This is a genomic window from Micromonospora sp. DH14, assembly GCF_029809455.1.
GTDB lineage: Bacteria > Actinomycetota > Actinomycetes > Mycobacteriales > Micromonosporaceae > Micromonospora > Micromonospora parva.
Map to the genome: position 1 here is coordinate 114705 of NZ_JARVKT010000004.1, position 24438 is coordinate 139142.

The window sequence follows — 24438 nt, forward strand, 5'->3', positions numbered from 1 at the left end:
GGCGGCCCAACCCGACCACTGGCTGGTGCACACCGACGGGCGGCGGGATCTGTTGCCGGTGCGGCGCTGGCACGGCCCGCCCGAACCGGCGGTCGAGTCCGTCGCCGCCCGCTGCACCGGACCCACGATCGATCTCGGCTGCGGCCCCGGCCGGCTGACCAGGGCGCTCGCCCAGCGAGGTCTCGTCGCCCTCGGGGTGGACATCTCCGCCGAGGCGGTACGGCTCACCCAGGGCCGGGGCGTGATCGCCCTGCGCCGGGACGTCTTCGAACCCCTGCCCGGTGAGGGGAGATGGGCACACGCCCTGCTCATCGACGGCAACATCGGCATCGGTGGTGACCCGGTCCGACTGCTGCGCCGCTGCGGCGCCCTGATCGCGGCCGACGGAACGCTGATGGTGGAGCTGGAGCCCCCGGGGGTCGGGCTGTGGCGGGGACAGGCGTACGTCCTGTCCGGGCGCTGCGGTGAACGGGAGCTGCGGGGTTCGGCGTTTCGGTGGGCGCGGGTCGGGGCGGAGGCGGTGGCGCGTACCGCCGACGCCGCCGGCCTGCGGGTCGCGGACCGTTTCCGGTGCGGCCCCCGTTGGTTCGCCGAGCTGGCCCGCGCATGATCCGCCGAGCACGCATCCCCGCTCCCGAGGACTTCACCGCGCCGTCGCACTCTCCGCTGGTCGCCGCCCGGCTCGGCCTCTGGCTCGGGGTGGCGTTCGGGCTGTGTTTCGGCACCGGACTGCTCAGTCACTACATCCAGCACCCACCGGGCTGGTTCAGCTGGCCGACCCGACCGGTCAACCTCTACCGGATCACCCAGGGCGTGCACGTGCTCTCCGGTGTCGCGGCGATCCCGTTGCTGCTGGCCAAACTGTGGAGCGTCTACCCGCGACTGTTCGTCCGTCCGCCAGTGCGCCAGCCGATCCGGCTGTCCGCCCACGCCCTCGAACGGATCTCCGTCCTGGTGCTGGTGTGCGCCGCGTTCTTCGAACTGGTCACCGGCCTGTTCAACGTCGCCCAGTCGTACCCGTGGGGGTTCTTCTTCCCGACGGCGCACTACGCGGTCGCCTGGCTGGTGGCGGGCGCGGTGCTGCTGCACGTCGCGGTGAAGCTTCCGGTCGCCCGCGCGGCGCTGAAGACGCCGCTGCGGCGCGGTGCCCCGGCACCCGGGCCTGACGACTCGTTCGAGCGACGCGCGTTCCTGCGGACGTCGGCGGGGGTCGCCGGCATCGCCGTGCTGGCCACCGCCGGGGTCACCGTGCCGTGGCTACGTCGGGTGTCGCCGTTGGCGTGGCGCTCCGTCACCGGGCCGCAGGGCGTTCCGATCAACCGGACGGCGGCTGCCGCGCGCATCGTCGTTCCACCGGACTGGCGACTGGAGATCGTCTGGCCGGGCGGACGACGCACGGTGTCCCTGCCCGAGCTGGCGGTCCTGCCACAACGCACGGCGCGACTGCCGATCGCCTGCGTCGAGGGCTGGAGCGCCTCGGCCCACTGGACCGGCGTGCCCGTCGTCGAGCTGCTCCGGTGGGCCGGCGCGCCCACCGGCCGACCGGTTCGGTTCACCTCACTGGAAACCGAGGGCCTGTACGCGGCGAGCACGCTCCCCGCCGCCCACGCCGGCGACCCGCTGACTCTGCTCGCGCTGAGGATCAACGGCGAACAGCTCTCCCCCGACCACGGTTACCCCTGCCGGCTCATCGCCCCGAGCCGCCCGGGCGTCCTGCAGACCAAGTGGGTGGCCCGGCTGGAGGTGTGGCGGTGAGAGCCGTCCGGCTACTCCTGCTCGTGCTCGGCGCCGCGGCCACGGCGTACGGCGGTTGGCTGCTCCTCCCCCAGCTCGGCACCGCCCTGCCGTGGCTGATCGGCGGCCCGGCGCTGCACGACGTGCTGGTGGCACCGCTGGTCGGGCTCGTCGGGTTGGCGCTGGGCCGACTGGTGACCGACCGGCTATGCCGGGCCTGGATCGCCGCCGGCCTGCTGGCCAGCGCCACGTTGCTGCTGATCGCGGTGCCGCTGCTGTGGCGACCGCCGTCGGCACCGCCGAACCCGGGCCTGCCGGACCGCGACTATCCGCTGGGGCTCGCCGTCGGGCTGGCTGTCGTCTGGACCGCGATCGCGCTCGTGCTGGTCGTCGCCACCGCCGTCGACCGGCGCGTCAGGCATCGACGAAGCGACAGTCGCTGAACCCGCCCCACGTTTTCTGCCACCCGTCGCCCAGGAGGCCCCATGTCAGCAGCAGAGATCAGCCCGACCGATGGCGCGCCGGTCGGCGTGATCGGCGGTTCCGGTTTCTACGAGTTCCTCGACGACGTCGCCGAGGTCAGCGTCGACACACCGTACGGAGCGCCCAGCGACCTGCTGTCCGTCGGGAGTCTCGCCGGACGGCCGGTGGTGTTCCTGCCCCGCCACGGACGCCGGCACACGCTTCCTCCTCAGCGCATCAACTACCGGGCCAACCTGTGGGCGCTGCGCGCACTCGGCGTCGGCCAGGTGCTCGCACCGGGCGCCGTCGGCGGTCTACGCCCGGAGCTGGGCCCCGGCACCCTCGTCGTACCGGACCAACTGGTCGACCGGACCAGCGGCCGCGAGCAGACCTACTACGACGGACGGCCAGGCGTGGACGGGCAACTCCCCCAGGTCGTGCACGTGCCCTTCGCCGACCCCTACTGTCCGGTCGGGCGGGCCACTGTGGTGGACGCCGCCCGCACGACCGGTTGGCGGCCGGTCGACGGCGGCACCATGGTCGTCATCGAGGGGCCGCGGTTCTCCACCCGCGCCGAATCGCAGTGGTACGGCCGGGAGGGCTGGTCGGTCGTCGGCATGACCGGCCATCCCGAGGCGGTGCTGGCACGTGAGCTGGCACTGTGTTACACCGCGCTGTCACTGGTGACCGACCTCGACTCGGGCGTCGAGGTCGGCCAGGGGGTGACGCAGCAGGAGGTGTTCACCGTCTTCGCCCGGAACGTCGATCGGCTGCGCGTCCTGCTCGGCGAGGCGGTGAGACTGTTGCCGGCGGGCCAGGGGGCGTGCCCGTGCGGCCAGGCTCTGGCGGACACCCCGTCGTAAGAGTTCCGAAAGGGTTCGCGACGCGTTCGACGACATGTGCGGCCGTACGCTGCGGGGGTGGGAAAACGGATGTTCCGGTCGCCGGTGGTCCGGGCTGGTCTCGCCGCAGCTGTCGTCGTGGCGGTGCTGGCCCTCTACTGGTTCCAGCCGTGGAAGCTGGTCACCGACACCTACGTCGACGAGGCGCTGCCCGGGGTGACGCCGGCATCGGCCACCCCGACTCCGACGTCCCCGACCCCGACGTCCCCGACCCTCGCGGCCTCGGCAGCCGCCCCGGCGACGAACGAGATCCTGACCGTCGGCGAGTTCGTCACCCATGAGCACCGCACGACCGGCACGGCCGAGATCCACCGGCGCGCCGACGGGCGCCACCAGCTCGTCATTCGAGAGCTGAACACATCGAACGGTCCGGACCTGCGGGTGTGGCTGACCGACCAACCCGTCCTGCGGGGCACTGCCGGCTGGCGCGTGTTCGACGACGGCGAATGGGTCGAGCTGGCCAGGCTCAAGGGCAACAAGGGCAACCAGGTGTACGAGCTACCAGCGTCGGTTGATCCACGTGACTTCCGGAGCGTCTCCATCTGGTGCAAGCGATTCGCGGTCTCGTTCGGCGCGGCCGAGCTCACGCGCGCCTGACCGCTGTCACCGGGAGCGCAACGCACCGGACACGGCATTGACATCTTTCACTGTCCGCTCTAGCGTCTGAGCGAATCGATTCGACGGCCGACTGGTCCCGCGTGGGCGGCGAGACCGGCGGCGGAAACCTGTGTCGATGAGCCGGCCGGGGCCCGTGGACACATCACATCCGCTGGGTTTCTTCCCGGGGCGAACGCGGTCGGCGCGGGTGACCCGGTCTGTCGTGGCGGTGTGCGGGTGGCCCCGCGGACCCCCTTTCCATCAGTTCGTGCCGAGTGGCGGGAGCCCCTTCATGACAAGACGTAGACCCATCCTTGGTCTTCTTGCGACGGCGGCGGCCGTCGTCGTGACCGTGAGCGCGGCGGCGCTCGCCGGTGGCGTGCGCAGCACCGCGTCGGCCGCGGAGATCGGGGCGGCAGCGGCGACCGCCGGTTGCGGCAAGGCGCCCACGTTGACCAGCGGCCAACGGTCCATCCAGAGCAGCGGCCAGAACCGCAGTTTCATCCTGAGGATTCCGGACAACTACGACCGCAACCACGCCTACCGGTTGATCTTCGGATTCCACTGGAACGGCGGCACCGCCAACGACGTCGACGGCGGCGGGTCCGACGGGGCTGCCTGATCCTACTACGGGCTGCGGCAGCAGGCCAACAACAGCACCATCTTCGTCGCCCCGCAGGGCAACGGCAACGGCTGGGCCAACCCCGGCGGCCAGGACGTCACCTTCGTCGACGACATGATCAGGGTGATCGAGGCGGACCTCTGCGTCGACACCACGCAACGCTTCGCGCTCGGCTTCAGCTACGGCGGCGGCATGAGCTACTCCCTCGCCTGTTCCCGGCCCACCGTCTTCCGCGCTGTCGCGGTCTACTCCGGCGGGCAGCTCAGCGGATGCAGCGGCGGCACCCAGCCGGTCGCGTACATGGGAATCCACGGCATCGGGGACCCGGTGCTCAACGTGTCCGCCGGACGGTCCCTGCGCGACACGTTCGTGCGCAACAACGGGTGCACCGCACAGAACCCACCCGAGCCGAGGGCGGGCAGCCTGACCCACATCACCACCACGTACTCCGGCTGCCGGGCCGGCTATCCGGTGGTCTGGGCCGCCTTCGACGGCGGGCACACCCCCGGCCCGGTGGACGGCGGCGGGGACAGCGGCGCCAGGACCTGGACCAAGGGCGAGGTGTGGAGGTTCTTCACCCAGTTCGGTAGCACCGACCCCACGACGCCACCGCCGACCACCCCGCCGCCGAGCGGCACGTCGGCCCTGCGCAACACGTCCTCCGGACGGTGCCTGGACGTCAACGGCGCCTCGCAGACCAACGGCGCGGCGGCGATCATCTGGGACTGCCACGGCCAGAGCAACCAGAGCTGGACCTCGACCGCCGCCCAGGAGCTGCGCGTCTTCGGCGGCAAGTGCCTCGACGTCAACGGCGCCGGCACCGCGAACGGCAGCTCGGTGATCATCTGGGACTGCAACGGCCAGTCCAACCAGAAGTGGCGGCTCAACGCCGACGGCTCGATCACCGGAGTTGGTTCGGGCCGGTGCCTGGACACGGTCGGCAACGGCACGGCCAACGGCACGCGCATCCAGATCTGGGACTGCACCGGCGCGGCCAACCAACGATGGAGCCGGAGCTGAGCCCGTGACGATCCCATCCAGCCGATGTCCACTCGTGCACAAGGAGGCCTAGCCGTGCCACTTCGCAAACTGTCCGCCCCCTGGATGGGGGCAGTCCTGGCGGTCCTGGTTCTGATCGCCGTCGGAACGTACGTCGTCACGACCGTCGCACCGGCGGCCGCGGCCACCACTGCCGGCTGCGGCAAGGCACCCGGGCTGACCAGTGGCACCCACACCATCCAGAGCAGCGGGAAGAGCCGCAGCTTCATCCTCCGGTTGCCGGACAACTACAACAACACCTACGCCCACCGGCTGGCCTTCGGGTTCCACTGGTTGGGCGGCACCGCCAGCCAGGTCGCCTCGGGCGGAACCGACGGGGCCGCCTGGGCCTACTACGGCATGCTCTCGCAGGCCAACAACAGCACGATCTTCGTCGCCCCGCAGGGCCTCAACAACGGCTGGGGCAACACCAACGGTGAAGACGTGACCTTCACCGACGACATGATCCGCGTGATCGACAACGCCCTCTGCGTCGACACCACCCAACGTTTCTCGGTCGGCTTCAGCTACGGCGGCGCGATGAGCTACTCGTTGGCGTGCTCCCGCCCGACGGTGTTCCGGGCGGTCGCCGCAATCGCCGCCCCGGGAGCGATCAGCGGATGCAGCGGCGGCACCCAACCGGTGGCGTACCTGGGGATTCACGGCATCAACGACAACATCGCCAGCGGACGGTCGCTGCGTGACAGGTTCGTCCGGAACAACGGCTGCGCCGCGCAGACCCCGCCGGAACCGAGGGCGGGCAGCCTGACCCACATCACCACCGCCTACTCCTGCCAGCCCGGATACCCGGTGCTCTGGGCGGCGTTCGACGGTGGCCACCAGCAGGGCCCGGTGGACGGGTGCGCCGGCTGCGAGAGCGGCGCGCGGAGCTGGGTCAAGCAGGAGGTGTGGCGGTTCTTCACCCAGTTCGGCTCCGACGTGCCGCCCACCACTCTCCCGCCGACGACCCCACCGCCCGGCCAGCAGAACGTGCTGATCGCGGGCGGCCAGTCCGGCCGGTGCATCGACATCCCCAACTCCAGCACGACGAACGGCGCTCGTCCGCAACTGTGGGACTGTCACGGTGGCACCAACCAACGCTGGACCCACACCGCCAACCGCACCCTGACCGTCTACGGCAACAAATGCCTGGACGCCAGCGGAGCGGGCAGCAGCAACGGCACCGCAGTGATCATCTGGGACTGCAACGGCCAAGCCAACCAGCAGTGGAATGTGAACGCCAACGGCACCATCACCGGAGCCCAGTCGGGGCTGTGTCTCGACGCCATCGGTTCCGGCACCGCCAACGGGACGCAACTTCACCTCTGGGCCTGCCACGGCGGCGCCAACCAGCAGTGGAGCACGCGCACCTAGTACCACACGCGGTGTCGCGGACGCGCCGCCCGGGTCCTGTCCCGGGCGGCGCGTAGCCGTGGCCCCGAAGAGGTGCTGCCCGATCGACAGGCCCCGGTCCAGAAAGTGGCCACCGCGCCACCGTACGCGAGCGGTGCCGACTCAGTGGCCACGGAAGGCCTCCTGCAACCACCAGGAGCCGCCCGCCGCGCACACCTTGGCGTCGATCACCAACGGTCGGGTACGGGGACCGGCGAGCCACTGGCGTACCGGTGGGAGATCGTCGACGGTCCGGACTGTCAGCCCGTCGCATCCGTAGCCACGGGCGATCGCGGCCAGGTCGGTCTCCGGGAAGGTGACCGTGTCCAACGGGTGCCCGTCCGGGCCGAAGTGGTGCACCTCGGCGCCGTACGCCGCGTCGTCGTAGATCACCACGAGCAGGGGCAGCGCCAGCCGGACGGCGGTGACCAGTTCGGTGGCGGACATGACGAAGCCACCGTCGCCGACCGCCGCGACGGTGAGCCGGTCCGGCCGGGCGACCGCCGCGCCGAGCGCACTGGCCAGACCGAGCCCGACCGACTGGAACGCCTGGGTGAAACAGAACCCGGCCACGTCCGGGACGTCCAGCCACATCGACGGGTAGCCCATGAAGTTGCCCGAGTCGACCACCACGGTGCGGTCGGGCGGCAGCAGGTCGTCCAGGGCAGCCGAGAGGCTCCTCGGGTCGATGGTCGCGGCGTCACTCTCGTCCCGGTACGGGACCGTCCGCCACCGGCCGTGGTCGCGGATCCGCTGGGCGAGCGCCGGCGTACGCCAACCGGCGTCCGCAGTCCCGGTGGTGTCGGCGTCCAGGCGACCGAGCACCGCCTCGGCGACCGCCGGCACGTCGCCGGCCACCGTCAGGTCGACCGGGCGGTTCACCCCGAACGCGGCCGGGTCACTGTCGACCTGGACGACGACGGCGCCGGGTGGGATCAGTTCGCCGTGCCGGGTGGTCCACATGTTCAGCGTGCTGCCCCACGCCACGACCAGGTCCGCCGCGCCGATCAGCTCGGCGGCGAGCGGGGTGGCGAAGCCGCCGGCCACGTCGAGGTTCCACTGGTTCCCGGCGAACAGTCCCCTGGCCGCTGCCGAGACCGCGAGCAGTGCGCCGCACGCGTCGGCGAGCCGGATCAGTGGTTCCCGGGCCGCCCGGGCGCCCCGACCCGCGATGAAGACCGGTCGGCGGGCGGCCCGGAGCGCGGCCAGCAACGGCTCGACCTGCGGAACCGCGCGCAGGGTCGGCGCGACCACGGGGACGGGGCCGGACCACGGTTCGGTCTCCGCGCTCTGCACCTGCAACGGCAGGCCCAGCACCACCGTCGCGCCCCGGGCGGCGGCCCGGTACGCCGCGCCCGCGTCCTCGGCCGCGTGCGTCGCGCGTAACCGGTGGAAGTCGGCCCCGACCGCGGCGGCGAGTGCCGGCAGGTCGATGAAGAAGTTCGACAGCGGTGCGGTGGCCTCCGGGGCCAGGACCACCATCGGGGTACGGCTCTTCGCGGCCTCGGTGAGGCCGGTCAGCGCGTTGGTGACGCCCGGACCCTGGTGCACCGAGAGGACAGCCACCCGCCCGCAGGTGCGCGCGTACCCGTCGGCCATGCTCGCCGCGCCACCCTCGTGGGCGGCGGCCACGAACCGGGCGCCGGCCGCCACGAGGGCGTTCGTGACGTGGAAGTTGCCGCTGCCGACCACCCCGAAGACGTGCCGTGCGCCGTGTCCGTGCAGGACCCGCCCGACCACCTCGGCTACCCGCATCGGTGGCCCGGCCTAGCGTTCGACCAGCGCGAGGACCCGGCACGGGCTGCCGGAGCCGGAGACGATCGGCAGCGGGCCGGCGATCAGCACCGCGCCGGTGGTCGGCAACTGCCCCAGGTTGCGGAGCTGGGTCAGACCGTACTTGTCCTGGCCGAGCAGGAACGAGTGGCACGGGAACGGCGGGTCGAACGAGTGCGCGGCGCCCGCGTCGGTCCCGACCGTCTCCACCCCGACGCCACGGATCGGCGACTCCTCGGCCAGCCAGCGGGCGCACTCCACGGAAATGCCCGGGGTACGCCCGTCGTTCGCGTACCGCTGCGGGTCGTCGCCGTACGCGTCCCAGCCGGTGCGGTAGAGCAGCCAGCCACCGGTGGGCAGGGGCCCGTGCTCCGCCTCCCACGCCTTGACGTGCTCCACCTGAAGCAGGAAATCGGGGTCGTCGGCGGCGTCGGCGGAGCGGTCGATCACCACCGCCGGGGCGATCAACTGACTCACCGGGACCTGCGACACGTCCGCGCCCTGTTGACCGCTCACCCAGTGCACCGGGGCGTCGAAGTGGGTGCCGGTGTGCTCGCCGGTGGAGAAGTTGTTCCAGTACCAGGCCGGGCCCCTGTCGTCGTACCGGCTGATCTCGCTGAGCTGGAACGGCCAGGTCTGGCCGAACTGCTCGGGCAGACCCAGGATCGGGGTCTGGTCCGACAGCGGAGCGGTGAGGTCGACAACCTGGATCCGGCCGCTGGAAAGAGCGGCGACAAACTCCTGCAGCACCGTCATGCGGCGACGGTACACCCGCTCGCGCTCCACGATGGACCGTCGCACGGTGCCCGCTGGCGTGCTGCCGTCGAACGGCCAGTCGACCGTCACATCGGAGAGCGGGCGGGGGCCTGACGCCCTGAGCAATCAGTCAGATTGTTGTCACCGGCGCCGGCCCGGACTGACCCGAAACCGCCCGATAACCGGGCCTGCGCCGCTGCGCACAGGACACGTCACCGGATGCGGGTCGGTAAGCGCGTCGCTACGATGGGTCAGCAATCCAGAGGAAGGGGTCGTGCCCGCGTGCGAAGTCCCGTCAACGGAACCGCGCCGGCGTCTGCGCCGGGCCGATCTGCGCCGCTTGCCGCTGACCGGCTGCGCAGCATCGCCCGGCGGATGGTGCTGATCGCGGTCGCCGTCGGGGCCGGCTTCGTCGTGGCCGCCCTGTTCCAGGGGCCGGCCGCCGCCGACGGCGCGCACAGCGGGCCCGGCGCTGAGTCGCAACGGAAGCTCGGCCGCCTGGTCGAGCCGGTTGTGCGCCTGACGGTCGCGCAGCGCCCCGATGAGGACCGCCAGCGCGCCACGCGCGCCGACGAGCGCCACCGCGACCGGCCGCGCGCCCCACTGGCCGGGCTCGTCGGTGACGTCGTCGCTCCCCGCGAGCAGACACCCACCACGCAGCCTCGACGCGGGCCGGACGCACCGCCCGCGTCCGTGCCGCCGCCCCGGGCCGACGCGTCCGTCCCACCCGGCGCGGCAGAGCCCGACGCGCTCCAGCCGGCCCCGGTCGCCCGCGCGGCCCATCGGGCGACTCACCGTGCCGAGCCGCCGCGCTCTGCCGCACCGCGACCGCCGGCCACCGCCGTCCCCGACCTGCCGGCCACCGCCGTCCCCGAGCTGCCCACGCTGCACGTGCCAGGCGATTCGCCGGTGGTGGGCCTGATCACCGCCCCGCTGCCGTACGTCGTCGACATCGTCCGCGCGGTGCCGATCCGACCCCTCGTCACGGCGCTCCTGCACGTCGTCGACGCCGTGCTCCCACCGGTTCTCGACACGGTGGTCGTTCCCGCGGCGACACCCCCGCCGCCCGTTCCGCCGGCGCTCGGGCCGGGCGCGGTCGCGGTGACCGACCCGGCTGCCGTACCGACAGTCCCGACGCCGCCGGCGGATCCGCCGGTGCCCCCCGCGCCCGCCGCGGCGCCGCCGACACCGGCCGCGCCAGCGCAAATGTCTGTCGTCGGCCCCGCGCCGCCCACCGCCTCGACGACGGGGCACCGGGCCGCGCCACGGGAGCCGGTGGACACCGCGAGCGAGTTCTCGGGCCAACCCGTCATGCCCGTCGACCAGGACGCCGCCGGTGTCGACGACCGATCAAAACCCGGGCCGGGACTGGCCCGGCCGGTGGACCGGCAGTCGCACCTCGGTGCCGCGCAGCCCGGCGATCTCGTACCGCTCGTGGTCGAGAGCCGCACTCCGGCTGCGATCGCCCGCCCGGGCTGAGGGCAGGTCGACCGACCCCGGTGGCGGGCCTCCCCGGCCCGCTCCACCCGCCGGCCGGTCGACCAGTGCCCGCGCCCGTCCACAGCGACGGCGCCGCGGGCCGCTGCCTGCCCGTCTGTCGCGTACGACCGCCCCGATCAACCCGTGGACGCTCCGGGATCGGTGGCCGCCGTGACGCGTACCTGAGATCGGAGAAGACGTGGTGATCCACGTTGTTGTCGCCGAGGACATGGGACTGCTTCGCGGGGCGCTCTGCGCCGCGCTGTCACGAGAGGAGGACATGGAGGTGGTCGCCGACGTCGAGGGTGTCGGCGAGCTGTTGACCGTGGTTCGGCGGTGCCGGCCACAGGTGGTGGTGCTGGCGCTGACGCCGGAGCTGCCCGACCCGGTGGAGGTGGTCGCCCGCATCGACGTCGAAACGCCGGAGACCGCCGTGCTGGCGATGAGCCCTCGGTGGAGCCCAGCCCTGGTGGAGGCGGCGCTGGCTGCCGGCGCACGGGGCCTGGTCGGGAAGGACAGCTCGCTGGCCGAGTTGGTGCGGGCGATCCGCGCCCTCGCGGCCGGTGAGCGGGCGATCGATCCGAGCGCGGCGGTCGCGGCGCTGAGTCCCACCGAGACGCCGTTGACGCCCCGGGAGATGGACGTGCTGCGGATGGCCGCCGAGGGCCTGCCCCTCAAGGAGATCGCGGTCCGCCTCTACCTGGCGCACGGAACGGTGCGCAATCACCTGTCGGTGATCCTGCGCAAGACCGGGGCCCGCAACCGGTTGGAGGCGGTGTCGCGCGCGCGGCGTAACGGCTGGCTGTAGCCGTCGGAGCGGGTCCGGTGGAGACAGTCCGGACCCGCCCCGTCACCGCGCGGACCCACCGGACCCGTGTTTGAATGTTGACGTTGAGTGATCACTACCGGAGTGCAGGAAGGTCCATCGTGATCCGTACCCTGCTCGCACTGGACGGCGCCCTGGTGTTGGGCGCGCTGTCGTTCGTCCTCGCCGCCGAGGACGACATCCGCGTCGTGGCGGAGGTGGATCGCGGTGATGCGGTCTCCGCTGCCGTGTACACCCAACGCCCCGACGTGGTGGTGGCCGACCTCGACGTCGTCGAGGGAATCGATCCCGGCCGCCTCGGCGGGTGCCCCCTGCTGTTGCTGGCCCACCCGCACCGGGCGCGGCGACTGCGAGGCATGCTCTGCCCGAGCAGGGCGGTCGGCATCCTGCGCAACGACGCCGCGCCGCACCGGGTCATCGACGGCATCCGTCGGCTCGCCCGCCGGGAGCCCGTGCTGGACGCGGATCTCGTCGTCGCGGCACTGCGCTCGGACGGCCCACTGACCAGCCGCGAGACGGAGGTGCTGAGGCTGACGGCCGCGGGCGCGCCGGTCGCTGAGGTGGCGGCGTCGCTCGGGCTCACCCGCGGCACCGTCCGTAACCATCTCGCCCGGATCGCCCGCAAGGTGGGTGCCCGTACCCGGGTGGAGGCCGTGCGGATGGCGGGCGAGGCGGGGTGGATCTGACCGGCGCGTCGGCGCTGACGGGCGGGGCTCAGCCCGGCCGCGCCGACGTCGCCCGGGACGGCGCCACCGGGTCGTCCCAGCAGCCGACGAGCATCCGGTAGGTGGCCGAGCGGGCCATCAACTGTTCGTGCGTGCCCAGCAGGGGCTCGTCGCCATCGAGGACCAGCACCCGATCAGCCCGCAGGGCGGAACTGATCCGGTGTGCGATCACCACGAGACTGCCGGGCCGCCGGGCGAAGGCGGCCTCGACCGTCGCTTCCAGCGCCGGGTCCAGGTGACAGGTCGCCTCGTCGAGGAGCACCAGCGGGGCGGGTGCCAGCCAGGCCCGGACCGCCGCGACGAGTTGCCGCTCGCCCGTGGAGAGCAGGGCCGGCGTGACCGGAGCGCCCAGGCCACCCAGACGGGCGGCCAGCGGACGCGCGCCGAGCGCGTCGAGGGCGACCTCCAGCGTGTGCTCGTCGGCGTCCGGCCGCAGGTAGCGGAGGTTGTCGGCGAGACTGCCGGTGAAGACGTACGCCTCCTGGGGTACCAGCACGCGCATCCGGGCGAGACCGACCGGATCGACAGCGGCGACCGGTGCGCCGGCCAGGCGGACGGTGCCCGCCTGCGGAGCCACCAGGCCGGCCATCAGGGCGGCCAGTGTGGACTTGCCGGCGCCGCTCGGTCCCACCACGGCGAGATGGTCCCGGTCCGCCAGTGTCAGCGAGAAGTTCCGCACGACGGGTCGGGCGCGCGGACCGTAGGCGAAGGTCAGTCCCCGGACCTCGACGGTTGGCGACCGTCCGGCGGGGTCGGTCGCCGGCCGGCGGTGGGGTGTCCGGTCGGCGGGGGCCGGCGGGCGCTGGTCGTCGGACACCGGATAGGTACGCAGGATGTTCTCCAGCGTGACCACGTAGCGCAGCCCGCCGCCGCCGAGACCCTGCACCAGTGTGTGCAGGGCGGGTTGCAACCCGGTGGAGACGTAGATCAGCGCTCCCAGCACCGCGCCGGCGGTGAGACCACGCTCGACCAGCCACGGGGCGGCCACCATCAGCACCAGCAGGGGCAGCCAGCCGCCGATACCGAGGCTGAGGCTGCGGATCGCCGCCATCCGGGCGAGCATGCGTTCGGCGACGGCCTGCGCCGACACCGAGCGGGCCACCTCGGCCGTCACGCGGGTCTGGGCGCCGCAGGCCAGCACGTCGCGGTGACCGGCCAGCGCGGTCGCCGCCGACTGGCCGAGCTGCTCACCGGCCCGGACGTACGCCCGCTGGTGGGTGACCATCGCCGGCAGCGCCGCGAGGAACACGCCCAGACCGGCGACCAGCGGCACGGCGGCCAGCGCCGCCACCACGGGCGCCAGAGCGAGCAGGCCGAGCAGGGCGGCGCCCGCCGAGAAGAGGAAACCACGGGTCACCATCAGCAGGCCGGCGAAGGTATCGCGGACGATCTCCATCTGGTGGGTCAGCCGGGTCACGGCGGCGCTGTCCGGGCGGCCACCCGCCCGGGTGGCGTCGCCCAGCGCACCCCGGACCACCTGGGCGGCCACCTCATCGCGGAACGGCTCGACCACGGCGCCGAGGCTCCGGTACGTCCGCCCGGTGGCCGCCGCGCCCACCAGCACGGCCACCGCGAGGACCCCCAACCAGGCCAGGCCGTTGAGCAGACGTCCGGCCAGGAAGCCCTCGTCGACGGCGCGGGCGACCAGATAGCCGGCGAGCAGCGCGGGCAGCGACTCGACAAGCGACCAGCCGCCGAGCCCGGCGAGCGCCCGCCGTCGGGCCCGCAGCGCCCGCCAGGTCACCCGGCGTACGCCGGAACGGCTCACGATCCGCCGCCGGACGGCTGGAAGACCGCCCGGTAGTCCGGGTCGGCCCAGAGTTGCCGGTGCGGCGCCAGGCCGCGCAGCCGACCGCCGTCCAGCCAGGCGACCAGGTCGGCCGCCGCGGCCGCCGCGGTGCGGTGGGTGACCACCAGTCGGGTACGCTCCCCGGCCCGCCCGAGGACCGCCTCGGTGATCCGGTGTTCGGTGGCGGTGTCGAGGCTGGACGTCGCGTCGTCCAGGATGAGCAGCCGCTCGGCGGCGAACGCGCGGGCCAGGCCGAGGCGTTGGGTCTCGCCCCCGGAGAGCGGTGTGTCCACCAGCGGGGTGCGGTAGCCGCCGGGCAGACGGTCGATCACATCGGCGACCGCCGCCGTGCGGGCCGCCCGCAGCACCGCCGGTGTGGCCGGGCTCCGATCGGCCGGCGGTGTCGCCGCGTCGACCGGCAGCGCCAGCCCGATCGCGTCGTGGACTGTCGCGCCGATCAGCACCGGCCGGTCGAAGGCGTAGCCGACGGCACGGCGCAACGCCGCCGCGTCGAGGTCGCGCAGCGGCACACCGTCGAGTCGCACCTCACCGCGGTCAGGGTCGTACAGCCGGCCGGCCACGGCCGCCAGGGTCGACTTGCCGGCACCGGACGCGCCGACGACGGCCACCGTGGCGCCGGCCGGCACGTCCAGGTCGATACCGTCCAGGATGGGTCGACCGTCGTCGGCGTGCACGCAAACCCCGCGCAGTCGCAGGGCACCTGCGCCGGGTGGCAGGGGCCGATCTCCCGCCGGCGCGGCGGGCTGTGCCAGCAGCTCGGCTACCCGGTGTGCTCCGGCGCGGCTGCGGACCAGGTGGTTCAGGGTGGCGAGCACGCCACCGAGGCCGGCGCCCATGGCCGCGTACCGGACGGCGGCGACCAGTTCACCCGGTGTGAGCCAGCCTGCGGTCAGGGCGTACCCGCCGACCGCGATGACGCTCAGGTTCAGCAGCGGCGCCACGGCCGCGGTGCGGGCGCTCGCCCGGGCCAGCAGCTCCCAGGAACGCCGGCCGTGCCGGTCCAGCTCCGGCAGGGCCGCCAGCACCCGGTCCTGCTCGCGGTGCGTGGTGCCGGCGGCGGCGATGGTCCGGGCGCCGGTCAGCGACTCCAGCAGCCGTCCGGCGATGGTGCCGAGAACCCGTTGGTACCCGGCGGTCGCCGCCGAGGCGTCGGCCACGAAGGCGCGCATGAGGACGGCGAGCAGACCGAGACCGGCGAGCAGGGTGATCCCGAGGACCGGTTCCAGGATGGCGAGCGCGACGACGCTGCCGAGCGGCGGAAGCACCGCCACGATGGCCAGGACCACGGCGTTGCCGGCCTGTCCCGCGTCGGCGGCCTGGCCGACCAACCGGCCGACGAGATCACCCACCGGGTGCCGGCGCGTGGCGCGGACGTCCAGGGCGAACAGGTGACGCAGCAGACGCCGGCGCAGTCCGGCGGTGGCGCGGGCCGCACCGTGCCCGCTGGTCAGGTCCGTCAGGGTGTCGACGCCGATGAGGACGACGACCAGGCCGCAGGCGGACACCGCCCACCAACCGGAACCGCCGCCGAGGGCGGCGTCGACGGCGCGGCCGAGCGCCGCGGGTAGCAACAGTTCGGCGGCCGCGCCGAGCAGCGCGACCGTCGCGAGTCCGGCGGTCCAGCCGCCGCCCGCCAGGACCGTCTGCCGCAGCAGCCTGTCCCCCGAGGCGAACGTCGGCATCGGTCCTCCCGTTGGTACGCGGTTGCCCTGGGTGGGCACGTCTACCCACCCAGGGCCCCGTGTGTGGATCAGTTGCAGGTCGTGACGGAGAGCGAGCTGTCGCCGCAGAGCAGCAGGCTCGCCCGGCTACCGCCACCCGTGCGGTCGGCCGGAGCCATCTCCAGGCCCTGGAGGTCCAGAAGCGCCATGTCGTTCACCTCCCTTCCATCCGTTCGCTGATCAGGTCGCCCTCGCTGTGGCGAGGGAGTCTCTGCGCGCCCGGCAGGGGCGCGAGGAAAGGCAGCGCCGGCGGTTGGTCGTGCCGCGCGCTGGCCAGCGCGTACAGCACGCCGGCGGTGCCGGTGCCGAAGTCCATGGACAGCCGCAGCAACTGCTCGCCGGGGAACGCGGTCCCGTCCCGGTACGGCAGCGCGTGCCAGCTCAGCCGGTCCAGCTGCGCGTCGAGTTCGCGGCGGTCGGCGTGGTCGGTCGAGGCGGCGAGGTAGGCGATGATGCCGGCCCGTCCGGCGAAGAGCCCGGACTGTGCGTAGAACGGTGAGCGGGCCGCGCGGCGGATTCCCGCGCTCGCCTCGGCGAACCGGTCGTCGGCCCGGTGACGCAGGTACTGGTCGAGGACCAACCCGATGCCGACGCTGCCGTGCGCCAGGTAGGGCATGGTGCGCCAGCCCTCATTGACCTCCAGCGCACCGTCCGGCCGCAGCACACACCGGCGCAGGTCCTGACGCAAGGCCGTGGCGGCGTGCGCCAACAGCTCGTCGTCACCGCTGAGTTCGTAGAGGCGCAGCAGCATCAGCGCCGGTCCGGTCCGCCCGCGCAGCAACCCGGCGTACGGGTGGTGTCCGCCGCTGACGTCCGGGCCCGGGTCGTCGGCCAGCTGGCCGATCACCCGCTCGGCGGCCCGCCACGCGGCGTCGCGCAACGACGCCTCCCCGGTACGCCCGGCCAGCTCGGCGAGGTTGAGCGCGATCCCGGACAGTCCGCCGGACAGGCTGTGGTCGAGCCCGTCCAGTGGTTCCCGCAGGCAGATGTCGAGAACGTCCAGCGCGTCCTGTCGGCGGCCGAGGTGGGCGAGTGCGTACGCGACGCCGTGCAGCCCGTCGTAGAAGCCGCAGCGGGTGCCGGACGCTGGTGCTGTCGCCCGCCGCACCAGCCAGTCCTCGTGTTCGGGCCACCGCCGGGCGCCGCTCTTGTCGAGCGCGTACAGCACTCCGGCCGCTCCATGGGCGAGGTTGAGGCCGCCACTGCGGAACTGTTCGATGTCGCCGGGGAAGAGCCGGTCGTCGCGTTCGGGGGTGGCGCTGGCCACGATCGCCGTCGTCAGCTGGTGACGCATGGTGGGCCAGTCATCCGGGCCGATGGGTGGGTCGGTGGTGACCGGTGGGCCGCCGGTGATCTCCTCGATCGCCGCGTCGAGGAAGGACCTCGGCACCGGGAAGTTCGCGGCGACGATGTCGGCCAGGTGGGTCACCTTCGCGGGGGCGAGCCGGACCAGCTGGGTCAGTGGCAGGAACAGCGCCAACCGCAGGCAGGCCAGGGCGTATGTGTCGACCGCCGGGCCGCTGCGGTCCCTCGGTGCCGCGAAGCCCTGGTTGCGCAGCCCGGGTCGGCGGTGCCCGGCGATCGGGGCGGCCACCTCGAAGTCGACGAGGGCGACCTGGTCGTCCGGCCGGATCATGATGTTGAACAGGTGCAGGTCCCCGTAGACCAGGCCGCGCTCGTGGATCGCCGCGACGACGGTTTCGACCTGTTGGTAGACATGGCGGGCCCATCGGGCGTACGCCGCCCGGTCGCCGTCGGTCGCGTCGGCGTCGATCAGTGGGTACCTGTCGACAAGCACCTTGTTCAGCGGTTTGCCGTCGATGAACTCGAGGGCGAGGAACCGGTGTTCGCCGAGGACGAACTCGTCGTGCACCCGGGGCACCTGCGGCAGGTCGGCGAGTTGCCGCAGGGCCTGCGCCTCGCGGGCCAGCCGTGCGACCGCGTCGGTGCCGTCGGCGTCCAGGCCGGCGTGCGGCCGGGCCTCCTTCAGCACCACCTCGGTGTCGGTACGCAGGTCCCGGCCCACGTACAGCCCACCGCCGTTCGAAAAGTGGATCACCCGTTCGATCCGGTACGGCACCTGGTTGGTGCTGGTGTCGTTGCGGGCGGCCAGGTGCGGTCCGAGGAAGTCGGGCAGGGTGATCCAGGCCGGCACGTGGAAGACGGGTTCACGGCGGTCCGGCACCAGCGTGCCGGAGTCGTCCTCGATCGCCGGGACCACCTGGCCGTCGGCAGAGTGGCAGTAGCGGGCGGCGAAGCCGCCGTAGCGCACGTGGACCGGGCCGGCACCGTAGCGCAGATCGCTGAGGATGTACGGTCCGGGCTCGCCGGTGAGCAGTTCGTCGAGTTCCTTGCAGGTCAGTTCCAGCTCCGCGTCGTCGCGCGGGTAGACGGTGACGAACTTGCCGCTGGCGGCCCGGGCGGCGTACTTGGAGTTGCGCAGCAGCAACGTGCGTGGCCCGCGCAGGAACTTGAAGGACAGGCCGCGGGGGACGCAGTAGTTCCAGACCGCGTCCAGCACCCGCTCGGCGTTCGCCAGACCTGCGGAGACGTGAATCTTCCAGCCCTGCTGGGGCAGCGAGCCGCCGTCGGGCGCGTAGATCAGCCAGTCGTCGAGCGGCTCGCGGCGCCAGCCGGCCGGCACCGGTCGGTCGGCGGCCGGGAAGACGGGCTGCGCGACGGCGCTGCCGAGCGAGTCGTAGAACAGCCGATCTGCGGCGCAGTAGCTGTCGTAGCGTTCGTCCACCGTCTCGCCGCCCCTCGAACTCGGCCGGCTCTTGTTCCGGCGTTGAATCGAGTCTCATCGACAGGACGGTGCGGTCTCCAGTGCGCTTAGTCATGACCTTCGATGCGTGGCGCACAGGCACACATGACATTAGTCAGGCCCGCACGGCCGCGCCCGGTCGGCGAGGGTCGCGGACAGGGGCAGGTGCCCACCGTCGCGCGGCGCGACACTGTTGGTCTCGCTGCTGGCGCGCCGACGGCGGCGGGCGGGCGACTAGGCTTCCCGGGTGGCCGATGCCGAGCTGGTGACGACTGACGAGCGGCTGCGTCGTATCGAGGCGATCACCGACGCGGCCCTGTCAGGGCTGAACATCGCCGAGTTGCTCGATGAGCTGCTCGAACGGATCCGGGACCTGCTCAAGGTCGACACCGCCACCGTCCTGCTGCTCGACGACCACACCGGCGAGCTCGTCGCGACGGCGGCCAAGGGCCTGGAGGAGGAGGTACGCCGCGGTTTCCGCATCCGGGTCGGACGCGGCTTCGCCGGTCGGGTGGCGGCGACCCGCGCGCCGATCATGATCTATGACGTCGGGCCGGACGACGTGGTCAATCCCATCCTGCTCGCCAAGGGCATCCGGGTCCTGCTGGGCGTGCCCATGCTCGTCAACGGCAACCTCGTCGGCGTACTGCACGTCGGCTCCCTGACGCTGCGGCGGTTCGGTCCCGACGACGTGCAGCTGTTGCAGCTCGTCGCCGATCGGGCCAGCCTCGCCGGTCAGGCCCGCGCGCAGGTCCTCGACCGGCAGGCGGCGCTGGCGCTGCAACACAGCCTGCTACCGGGCCGGCTGCCCGACGTTCCCGGCCTGGACCTGGCCGCCCGCTACATTCCGGGCCACGACCTGGGCATCGGCGGCGACTGGTACGACGTGTTCACGTTGCCCTCGGGGTGGCTGGGCGCCGTCATCGGCGACGTCTCCGGTCACGGGTTGCCGTCCGCCGTCGTGATGGGACGCATCCGCAGCGCGCTACGCGCGTACGCCCTGGATTCCGACGACCCCGCGCAGGCGCTGACCTCACTCGACCGCAAGATCCACCACTTCGAGGCGGGCACTCTCACCACCGCCGTCTACGCCCTGATCACACCCGACCGCACGCGGGTGCACATCTCCTCGGCGGGCCACCTTCCCCCGCTGCTGGCGGTTCCCGACCTGCCCAGCGTGCCCGTCAGCCTGGCGGTGGACCGGCCACTCGGGGTGGGCCGGCCGCTGAGTCGTCGCCGCACCACGGTTCTGGACCTGCCGCCGGGCGCGGCACTGGTCTTCTACACCGACGGGCTGGTCGAGCGTCGCAGCGAAGTGATCGACACCGGGATCGAGCGCCTCGCCGGCGCCGTACGGCCCGGGCCGGCCGAGGCGTTGTGCGACCACATCATGGCCACCACGGCGGAGGAACACCCGAACGACGACATCGCCCTGTTGGTCATCCGCCGTCGACCGCCGTCGGACTGAGCCGATCGGGCAGCTGGTCCACGGCTGGCTCACCCACCGGCCACGCATCGTTCGATCCTGTGCGCCGGAAGGCACGCGAATCGTGGCGCCCTGATCCGTAACAGGTCCGAAACTACCGGTTGAAAACCCGGTAATCTTCTGCCAGCCTGGGAGCCATCGACATGTTCGAATGTTAACAACTTTTTCCGCGGAGGAGGCGCCTCACACAACCGTCAGGCCTACCCACCTGCCAGGTGACCACATCCACCACCCTGCGGCACCAGCGCCCGCAACCATGTCCCGGCGGGCGACCGGACCCACTCATCGCAACGCTCCACCCGCTGGTCAAGTAGCCCGAGCGACCCGCATCCGGGCCACCACCTGAGACCGCTGCCGGCCCGCTCGGGCGGACTCAGCACGGTGACCACCGCCATCTGGCGGGGCCACCCACTCGAACAGCGCCAGAGCTCTTCCTATCCCACCACCGGAGGATCAGCATGCCTTCCCGGACCCGTCCCACCGGGCATACCCGACTGCGAACGCTCATTCTTTCCGGAACCGCCGCGATAATTTTGACCCTGATCGTGTCGCTGCTGCCCAATCTGGCCCAGGCCGCCGAGACGACCCTCGGTGCCGCCGCAGCCCAGTCCGGCCGCTACTTCGGCGCCGCCGTCGCCGCGAACAAGCTCGGCGACAGCGCCTACACGACGATCCTGAACCGCGAGTTCAACAGCGTCACGCCCGAGAACGAAATGAAGATCGACGCGACCGAGCCGCAGCAGAACAACTTCACCTTCGGCAACGCGGACCGGATCGTGAACCATGCAACTTCCCGGGGTTGGAAGGTCCGGGGCCACACCCTGGCCTGGCACTCCCAGCAGCCGAGTTGGATGCAGGGCATGGAGGGCTCCGCGCTGCGCAGCGCGATGCTGAACCACGTCACCCGGGTGGCCACCTACTACCGGGGCAAGATCCACTCGTGGGATGTGGTCAACGAGGCGTTCGAGGACGGCAACAGCGGCGCCCGTCGTAACTCGAACCTGCAGCGCACCGGCAACGACTGGATCGAGGCCGCGTTCCGCGCCGCCGACGCGGCGGACCCGAACGCGAAGCTCTGCTACAACGACTACAACACCGACAACTGGACCTGGGCCAAGACCCAGGCGGTCTACAACATGGTGCGCGACTTCAAGTCCCGGGGCGTGCCGATCGACTGCGTCGGGTTCCAGTCGCACTTCAACGCCAACTCGCCGTACAACAGCAACTACCGCACGACGCTGTCCAGCTTCGCCGCCCTCGGCGTGGACGTGCAGGTCACCGAGCTGGACATCGAAGGCTCCGGCACGACGCAGGCCAACACCTACCGCAACGTGGTCAACGACTGCCTGGCCGTGGCCCGCTGCAACGGGGTCACCGTGTGGGGTGTGCGGGACTGCGACTCGTGGCGCTCCGGCGGCACCCCGCTGCTCTTCGAGTGCAACGGCAACAAGAAGGCTGCCTACAACGCCACCCTGGAGGCGCTGAACAGCGCCACTCCCACCAACCCGCCGACCGACCCGCCCACCGACCCGCCGACCAACCCGCCCGGCTCGGCCAACGAGATCGTCGGCACCCAGTCCGGCCGGTGCGTCGACGTGCCCAACGCCTCCCGCACCAACGGCACCCGGGTGCAGCTCTACACCTGCAACAAGCAGACCAACCAGGCCTGGACCTACACCTCGGGCAAACAACTTCAGGTGTACGGCACCATGTGCCTCGACGCCGCCGGCTCCGGCAACGGCGCGGCAGTGCAGATCTACAGCTGCCACAGCCAGACCAACCAACAGTGGAACGTCAACTCCAACGGCACCATCAGCAACGTCCAGTCCGGGCGATGCCTGGACGTCTGGAGCACCAGCAACGGCGCCCAGATCCAGCTGTACGACTGCCACGGCCAGACCAACCAGCAGTTCCGGCTCGCCTCCCTCGGCGGTGGCACCCAGACGCCCACCCCGACGCCGACCACGCCACCGCCGACCGGCGGCGCGTGCGACCTGCCCTCGTCGTACCGGTGGTCGTCGACGGGTGCGCTGGCCCAGCCGAGGTCGGGATGGGTGTCGCTGAAGGACTTCACCGTCGCGCCGTACAACGGTCAGCAGCTCGTCTACGCCACCACGCACGACACCGGAACCACCTGGGGCTCGATGAACTTCGGCCTCTTCAGCAGCTACTCGCAGATGGGCTCGGCCAGCCAGAACGCGATGAACTCGGCGACCGTCGCGCCGTCGCTGTTCTACTTCGCCCCGCGCAACATCTGGGTGCTGGCCTACCAGTGGGGCGGCACGGCCTTCTCGTACCGGACCTCGACTGACCCGACCAACCCGAACGGATGGTCGGCGGCGCAGACGCTGTTCACCGGCAGCATCTCCAACTCCAACACCGGCCCGATCGACCAGGCGCTCATCGGCGACGACCAGAACATGTACCTGTTCTTCGCCGGCGACAACGGTCGGATCTACCGGGCGAGCATGCCGATCGGGAACTTCCCGGGCAGCTTCGGCTCGAACTACACGACGATCATGACCGACTCGACGAACAACCTCTTCGAGGCCGTCCAGGTCTACAAGCTCCAGGGCCTGAACAAGTACCTCATGATCGTGGAGGCGATCGGGTCGCAGGGCCGCTACTTCCGGTCGTTCACCGCCACCAGCCTGGGTGGTTCGTGGACGCCGCAGGCCACCAGTGAGAGCAACCCGTTCGCAGGCAAGGCCAACAGCGGTGCCACCTGGACCAACGACATCAGCCACGGTGAGCTGCTGCGGACCAGCGCCGACCAGACCATGACCGTCGACGCGTGCAACCTGCAACTGCTCTACCAGGGTCGTTCCCCCAGTTCCGGCGGCGACTACGGCCTCCTGCCGTACCGGCCGGGTCTGCTGACCCTGCAGCGCTGACGATCGGACCCCGCCGGGGCGGGTGGGCTCGCGCGAGCCCACCCGCCCCGCATCCATCCACCACCATCAGGAGGTACGACAGTGCCCGAACACGCCAACCGTCCCCCGTCCCCGGGAGACGCCAACCCGGCCCGGGTGTCCCCCCGGCGCCGGAGAGGGATCTTCACGCTCGCCGCGGCCGGGCTCGCCGCCGCGGTCGGCCTGCTCTCCATCACCGTGGCGACCGGATCGGCGTCGGCCGCCGACAACCCGTACCAGCGCGGCCCGGACCCGACCCGGACCAGCGTCGCCACCGAGAACGGCCCGTTCGCCAACACCTCCGTCAGCGTCCCGACCGGGTACGGCTTCAACGGCGGCCGGATCTACTACCCGACCGACACCAGCCAGGGCACCTTCGGGGCCATCGCGATCTCGCCCGGTTACACGGCGTTGTTCTCCGCGGAACTGGCCTGGATGGGGCCGTGGCTGGCCTCGCACGGCTTCGTCGTGATCGGCATCGAGACCAACAGCCGTAACGACTTCGACACGGCCCGCGGCACCCAGTTGCTCGCCGCACTGGACTACCTGACCCAGCAGAGCCCGGTACGCGACCGCGTCGACCCCACCCGGCTGGCGGTCGCCGGTCACTCCATGGGCGGCGGTGGCGCGCTGAGCGCCGCCATCCGGCGATCGTCGTTGAAGGCCGTGGTCGGCATCGCGCCGTACTCGCCGTCATCGAACCTGGCCAACGACCGGGTGCCCACAATGATCTTCTCCGGGCAGGCCGACACGGTGGTCACCCCGTCCTACGCCACCGGCCTGTACAACAGCCTGCCGAGCACGACGGAGAGTGTCTACCTGGAGGTCGCCGGCGCCGACCACGGGTTCATGGTCGGCCGGTCGAACCCGGTGATGATCCGGACCATGTTGCCGTTCCTCAAGATGTTCATCGACAACGACGCCCGGTACAGCCAGTTCCTCTGCCCGCTGCTGGACTCCAGCGGTGTGGTCACCTCCCGCAGCACCTGCCCGTTGCTGCCGACGACGCCGACCACCCCGCCCACCGACCCGCCCACCGACCCGCCCGCCTCGGCCAGCGAGATCGTCGGCACCCAGTCCGGCCGGTGCGTCGACGTGCCCAACGCCTCCCGCACCAACGGCACCCGGGTGCAGCTCTACACCTGCAACAAGCAGACCAACCAGGCCTGGACCTACACCTCGGGCAAACAACTTCAGGTGTACGGCACCATGTGCCTCGACGCCGCCGGCTCCGGCAACGGCGCGGCGGTGCAGATCTACAGCTGCCACAGCCAGACCAACCAACAGTGGAACGTCAACTCCAACGGCACCATCAGCAACGTCCAGTCCGGGCGATGCCTGGACGTCTGGAGCACCAGCAACGGCGCCCAGATCCAGCTGTACGACTGCCACGGCCAGACCAACCAGCAGTTTCGGCTCGCTCCCCTCGCCTGATCAGC

Annotated in this window: 18 protein-coding genes and 1 pseudogene; 13 read left to right on the top strand and 6 right to left on the bottom strand. The window is 71.9% G+C overall.

Annotation, left to right across the window (positions count from 1 at the left end; all coding sequences use genetic code 11):
- Positions 1 to 22 precede the first annotated feature (22 nt).
- From QCZ28_RS07985 to QCZ28_RS08015, 7 genes and pseudogenes are all read left to right on the top strand, one after another.
- Positions 23 to 610, top strand: a complete 588-nt coding sequence (locus QCZ28_RS07985) for a class I SAM-dependent methyltransferase (RefSeq protein WP_279516131.1) — start codon at positions 23 to 25, stop codon at positions 608 to 610.
- A complete protein-coding gene (locus QCZ28_RS07990) occupies positions 607 to 1755 on the top strand; it encodes a molybdopterin-dependent oxidoreductase (protein ID WP_279515963.1) in 1149 nt (382 codons plus the stop codon). The genes QCZ28_RS07985 and QCZ28_RS07990 overlap by 4 nt, the downstream gene beginning before the upstream one ends.
- Positions 1752 to 2177 carry a hypothetical protein gene (locus tag QCZ28_RS07995; protein ID WP_279515964.1) on the top strand — a complete coding sequence of 142 codons (426 nt, stop codon included), beginning with the start codon at positions 1752 to 1754 and terminating at the stop codon, positions 2175 to 2177. Before QCZ28_RS07990 ends, QCZ28_RS07995 begins: the two co-directional genes overlap by 4 nt.
- Positions 2178 to 2234: 57 nt before the next feature.
- Entirely contained in the window at positions 2235 to 3059 is an 825-nt protein-coding gene (locus QCZ28_RS08000; protein WP_279516132.1) for an S-methyl-5'-thioadenosine phosphorylase, read from the top strand.
- 57 nt (positions 3060 to 3116) lie between these two features.
- Positions 3117 to 3695: a DM13 domain-containing protein gene (locus tag QCZ28_RS08005; RefSeq protein WP_279515965.1), complete on the top strand. Its 579-nt coding sequence runs from the start codon at positions 3117 to 3119 to the stop codon at positions 3693 to 3695.
- Positions 3696 to 3987: 292 nt separating this feature from the next.
- A pseudogene (locus tag QCZ28_RS08010) lies at positions 3988 to 5337 on the top strand (ricin-type beta-trefoil lectin domain protein).
- Between the two features lie 54 nt (positions 5338 to 5391).
- A complete protein-coding gene (locus QCZ28_RS08015; protein WP_279515966.1) occupies positions 5392 to 6729 on the top strand; it encodes a ricin-type beta-trefoil lectin domain protein in 1338 nt (445 codons plus the stop codon).
- Between the two features lie 141 nt (positions 6730 to 6870).
- Here the strand turns inward: QCZ28_RS08015 and QCZ28_RS08020 are convergent, their stop codons facing one another.
- Together QCZ28_RS08020 and QCZ28_RS08025 are read right to left on the bottom strand one after the other, a co-directional pair.
- Positions 6871 to 8502 carry a thiamine pyrophosphate-binding protein gene (locus tag QCZ28_RS08020; RefSeq protein WP_279515967.1) on the bottom strand — a complete coding sequence of 544 codons (1632 nt, stop codon included), beginning with the start codon at positions 8500 to 8502 and terminating at the stop codon, positions 6871 to 6873.
- A 12-nt stretch (positions 8503 to 8514) separates the two neighbouring features.
- Positions 8515 to 9276 (bottom strand): cyclase family protein, encoded by a 762-nt coding sequence (locus QCZ28_RS08025; protein WP_279515968.1) that lies wholly within the window; start codon positions 9274 to 9276, stop codon positions 8515 to 8517.
- Between the two features lie 375 nt (positions 9277 to 9651).
- On the opposite strand from QCZ28_RS08025, the gene QCZ28_RS08030 reads away from it, so the two are divergent.
- From QCZ28_RS08030 to QCZ28_RS08040, 3 genes are all read left to right on the top strand, one after another.
- A complete protein-coding gene (locus tag QCZ28_RS08030; protein ID WP_279515969.1) occupies positions 9652 to 10755 on the top strand; it encodes a hypothetical protein in 1104 nt (367 codons plus the stop codon).
- A 202-nt stretch (positions 10756 to 10957) separates the two neighbouring features.
- Complete coding sequence (locus tag QCZ28_RS08035) at positions 10958 to 11563, top strand: response regulator transcription factor (RefSeq protein ID WP_279515970.1); 606 nt, start codon at positions 10958 to 10960, stop codon at positions 11561 to 11563.
- Positions 11564 to 11682: 119 nt separating this feature from the next.
- Positions 11683 to 12267, top strand: coding sequence for a LuxR C-terminal-related transcriptional regulator (locus QCZ28_RS08040; protein WP_279515971.1), 585 nt, complete (start codon positions 11683 to 11685; stop codon positions 12265 to 12267).
- Positions 12268 to 12295: 28 nt separating this feature from the next.
- On the opposite strand, the gene QCZ28_RS08045 is transcribed toward QCZ28_RS08040, so the two are convergent.
- The 4 genes from QCZ28_RS08045 to lanKC form a co-directional block, all read right to left on the bottom strand.
- Entirely contained in the window at positions 12296 to 14074 is a 1779-nt protein-coding gene (locus tag QCZ28_RS08045; protein WP_279515972.1) for an ABC transporter ATP-binding protein, read from the bottom strand.
- On the bottom strand, positions 14071 to 15798 hold the full coding sequence (locus QCZ28_RS08050) for an ABC transporter ATP-binding protein (protein WP_279515973.1): 1728 nt from the start codon (positions 15796 to 15798) through the stop codon (positions 14071 to 14073). The genes QCZ28_RS08045 and QCZ28_RS08050 overlap by 4 nt, the downstream gene beginning before the upstream one ends.
- Before the next feature lie 68 nt (positions 15799 to 15866).
- Positions 15867 to 15986: a SapB/AmfS family lanthipeptide gene (locus QCZ28_RS08055; protein ID WP_013734295.1), complete on the bottom strand. Its 120-nt coding sequence runs from the start codon at positions 15984 to 15986 to the stop codon at positions 15867 to 15869.
- 5 nt (positions 15987 to 15991) lie between these two features.
- Positions 15992 to 18583, bottom strand: a complete 2592-nt coding sequence (gene lanKC / locus QCZ28_RS08060; protein WP_279515974.1) for a class III lanthionine synthetase LanKC — start codon at positions 18581 to 18583, stop codon at positions 15992 to 15994.
- 265 nt (positions 18584 to 18848) lie between these two features.
- On the opposite strand from lanKC, the gene QCZ28_RS08065 reads away from it, so the two are divergent.
- The 3 genes from QCZ28_RS08065 to QCZ28_RS08075 all read left to right on the top strand — a co-directional run bounded on the left by QCZ28_RS08065 (position 18849) and on the right by QCZ28_RS08075 (position 24433).
- Positions 18849 to 20069, top strand: a complete 1221-nt coding sequence (locus QCZ28_RS08065; RefSeq protein WP_279515975.1) for a SpoIIE family protein phosphatase — start codon at positions 18849 to 18851, stop codon at positions 20067 to 20069.
- A 476-nt stretch (positions 20070 to 20545) separates the two neighbouring features.
- Positions 20546 to 22981: a non-reducing end alpha-L-arabinofuranosidase family hydrolase gene (locus tag QCZ28_RS08070; protein ID WP_279515976.1), complete on the top strand. Its 2436-nt coding sequence runs from the start codon at positions 20546 to 20548 to the stop codon at positions 22979 to 22981.
- A gap of 81 nt (positions 22982 to 23062) precedes the next feature.
- Positions 23063 to 24433 carry a ricin-type beta-trefoil lectin domain protein gene (locus QCZ28_RS08075; protein ID WP_279515977.1) on the top strand — a complete coding sequence of 457 codons (1371 nt, stop codon included), beginning with the start codon at positions 23063 to 23065 and terminating at the stop codon, positions 24431 to 24433.
- Positions 24434 to 24438 lie beyond the last annotated feature (5 nt).

Coding starts and splice junctions, on each gene's coding strand:
- QCZ28_RS07990 (WP_279515963.1), top strand. CDS start 607: ATGATCCGCCGAGCACGCATCCCCGCTCCCGAGGACTTCACCGCGCCG.
- QCZ28_RS08020 (WP_279515967.1), bottom strand. CDS start 8,502: ATGCGGGTAGCCGAGGTGGTCGGGCGGGTCCTGCACGGACACGGCGCA.
- QCZ28_RS08025 (WP_279515968.1), bottom strand. CDS start 9,276: ATGACGGTGCTGCAGGAGTTTGTCGCCGCTCTTTCCAGCGGCCGGATC.
- QCZ28_RS08030 (WP_279515969.1), top strand. CDS start 9,652: ATGGTGCTGATCGCGGTCGCCGTCGGGGCCGGCTTCGTCGTGGCCGCC.
- QCZ28_RS08050 (WP_279515973.1), bottom strand. CDS start 15,798: ATGCCGACGTTCGCCTCGGGGGACAGGCTGCTGCGGCAGACGGTCCTG.
- QCZ28_RS08055 (WP_013734295.1), bottom strand. CDS start 15,986: ATGGCGCTTCTGGACCTCCAGGGCCTGGAGATGGCTCCGGCCGACCGC.
- QCZ28_RS08070 (WP_279515976.1), top strand. CDS start 20,546: ATGCCTTCCCGGACCCGTCCCACCGGGCATACCCGACTGCGAACGCTC.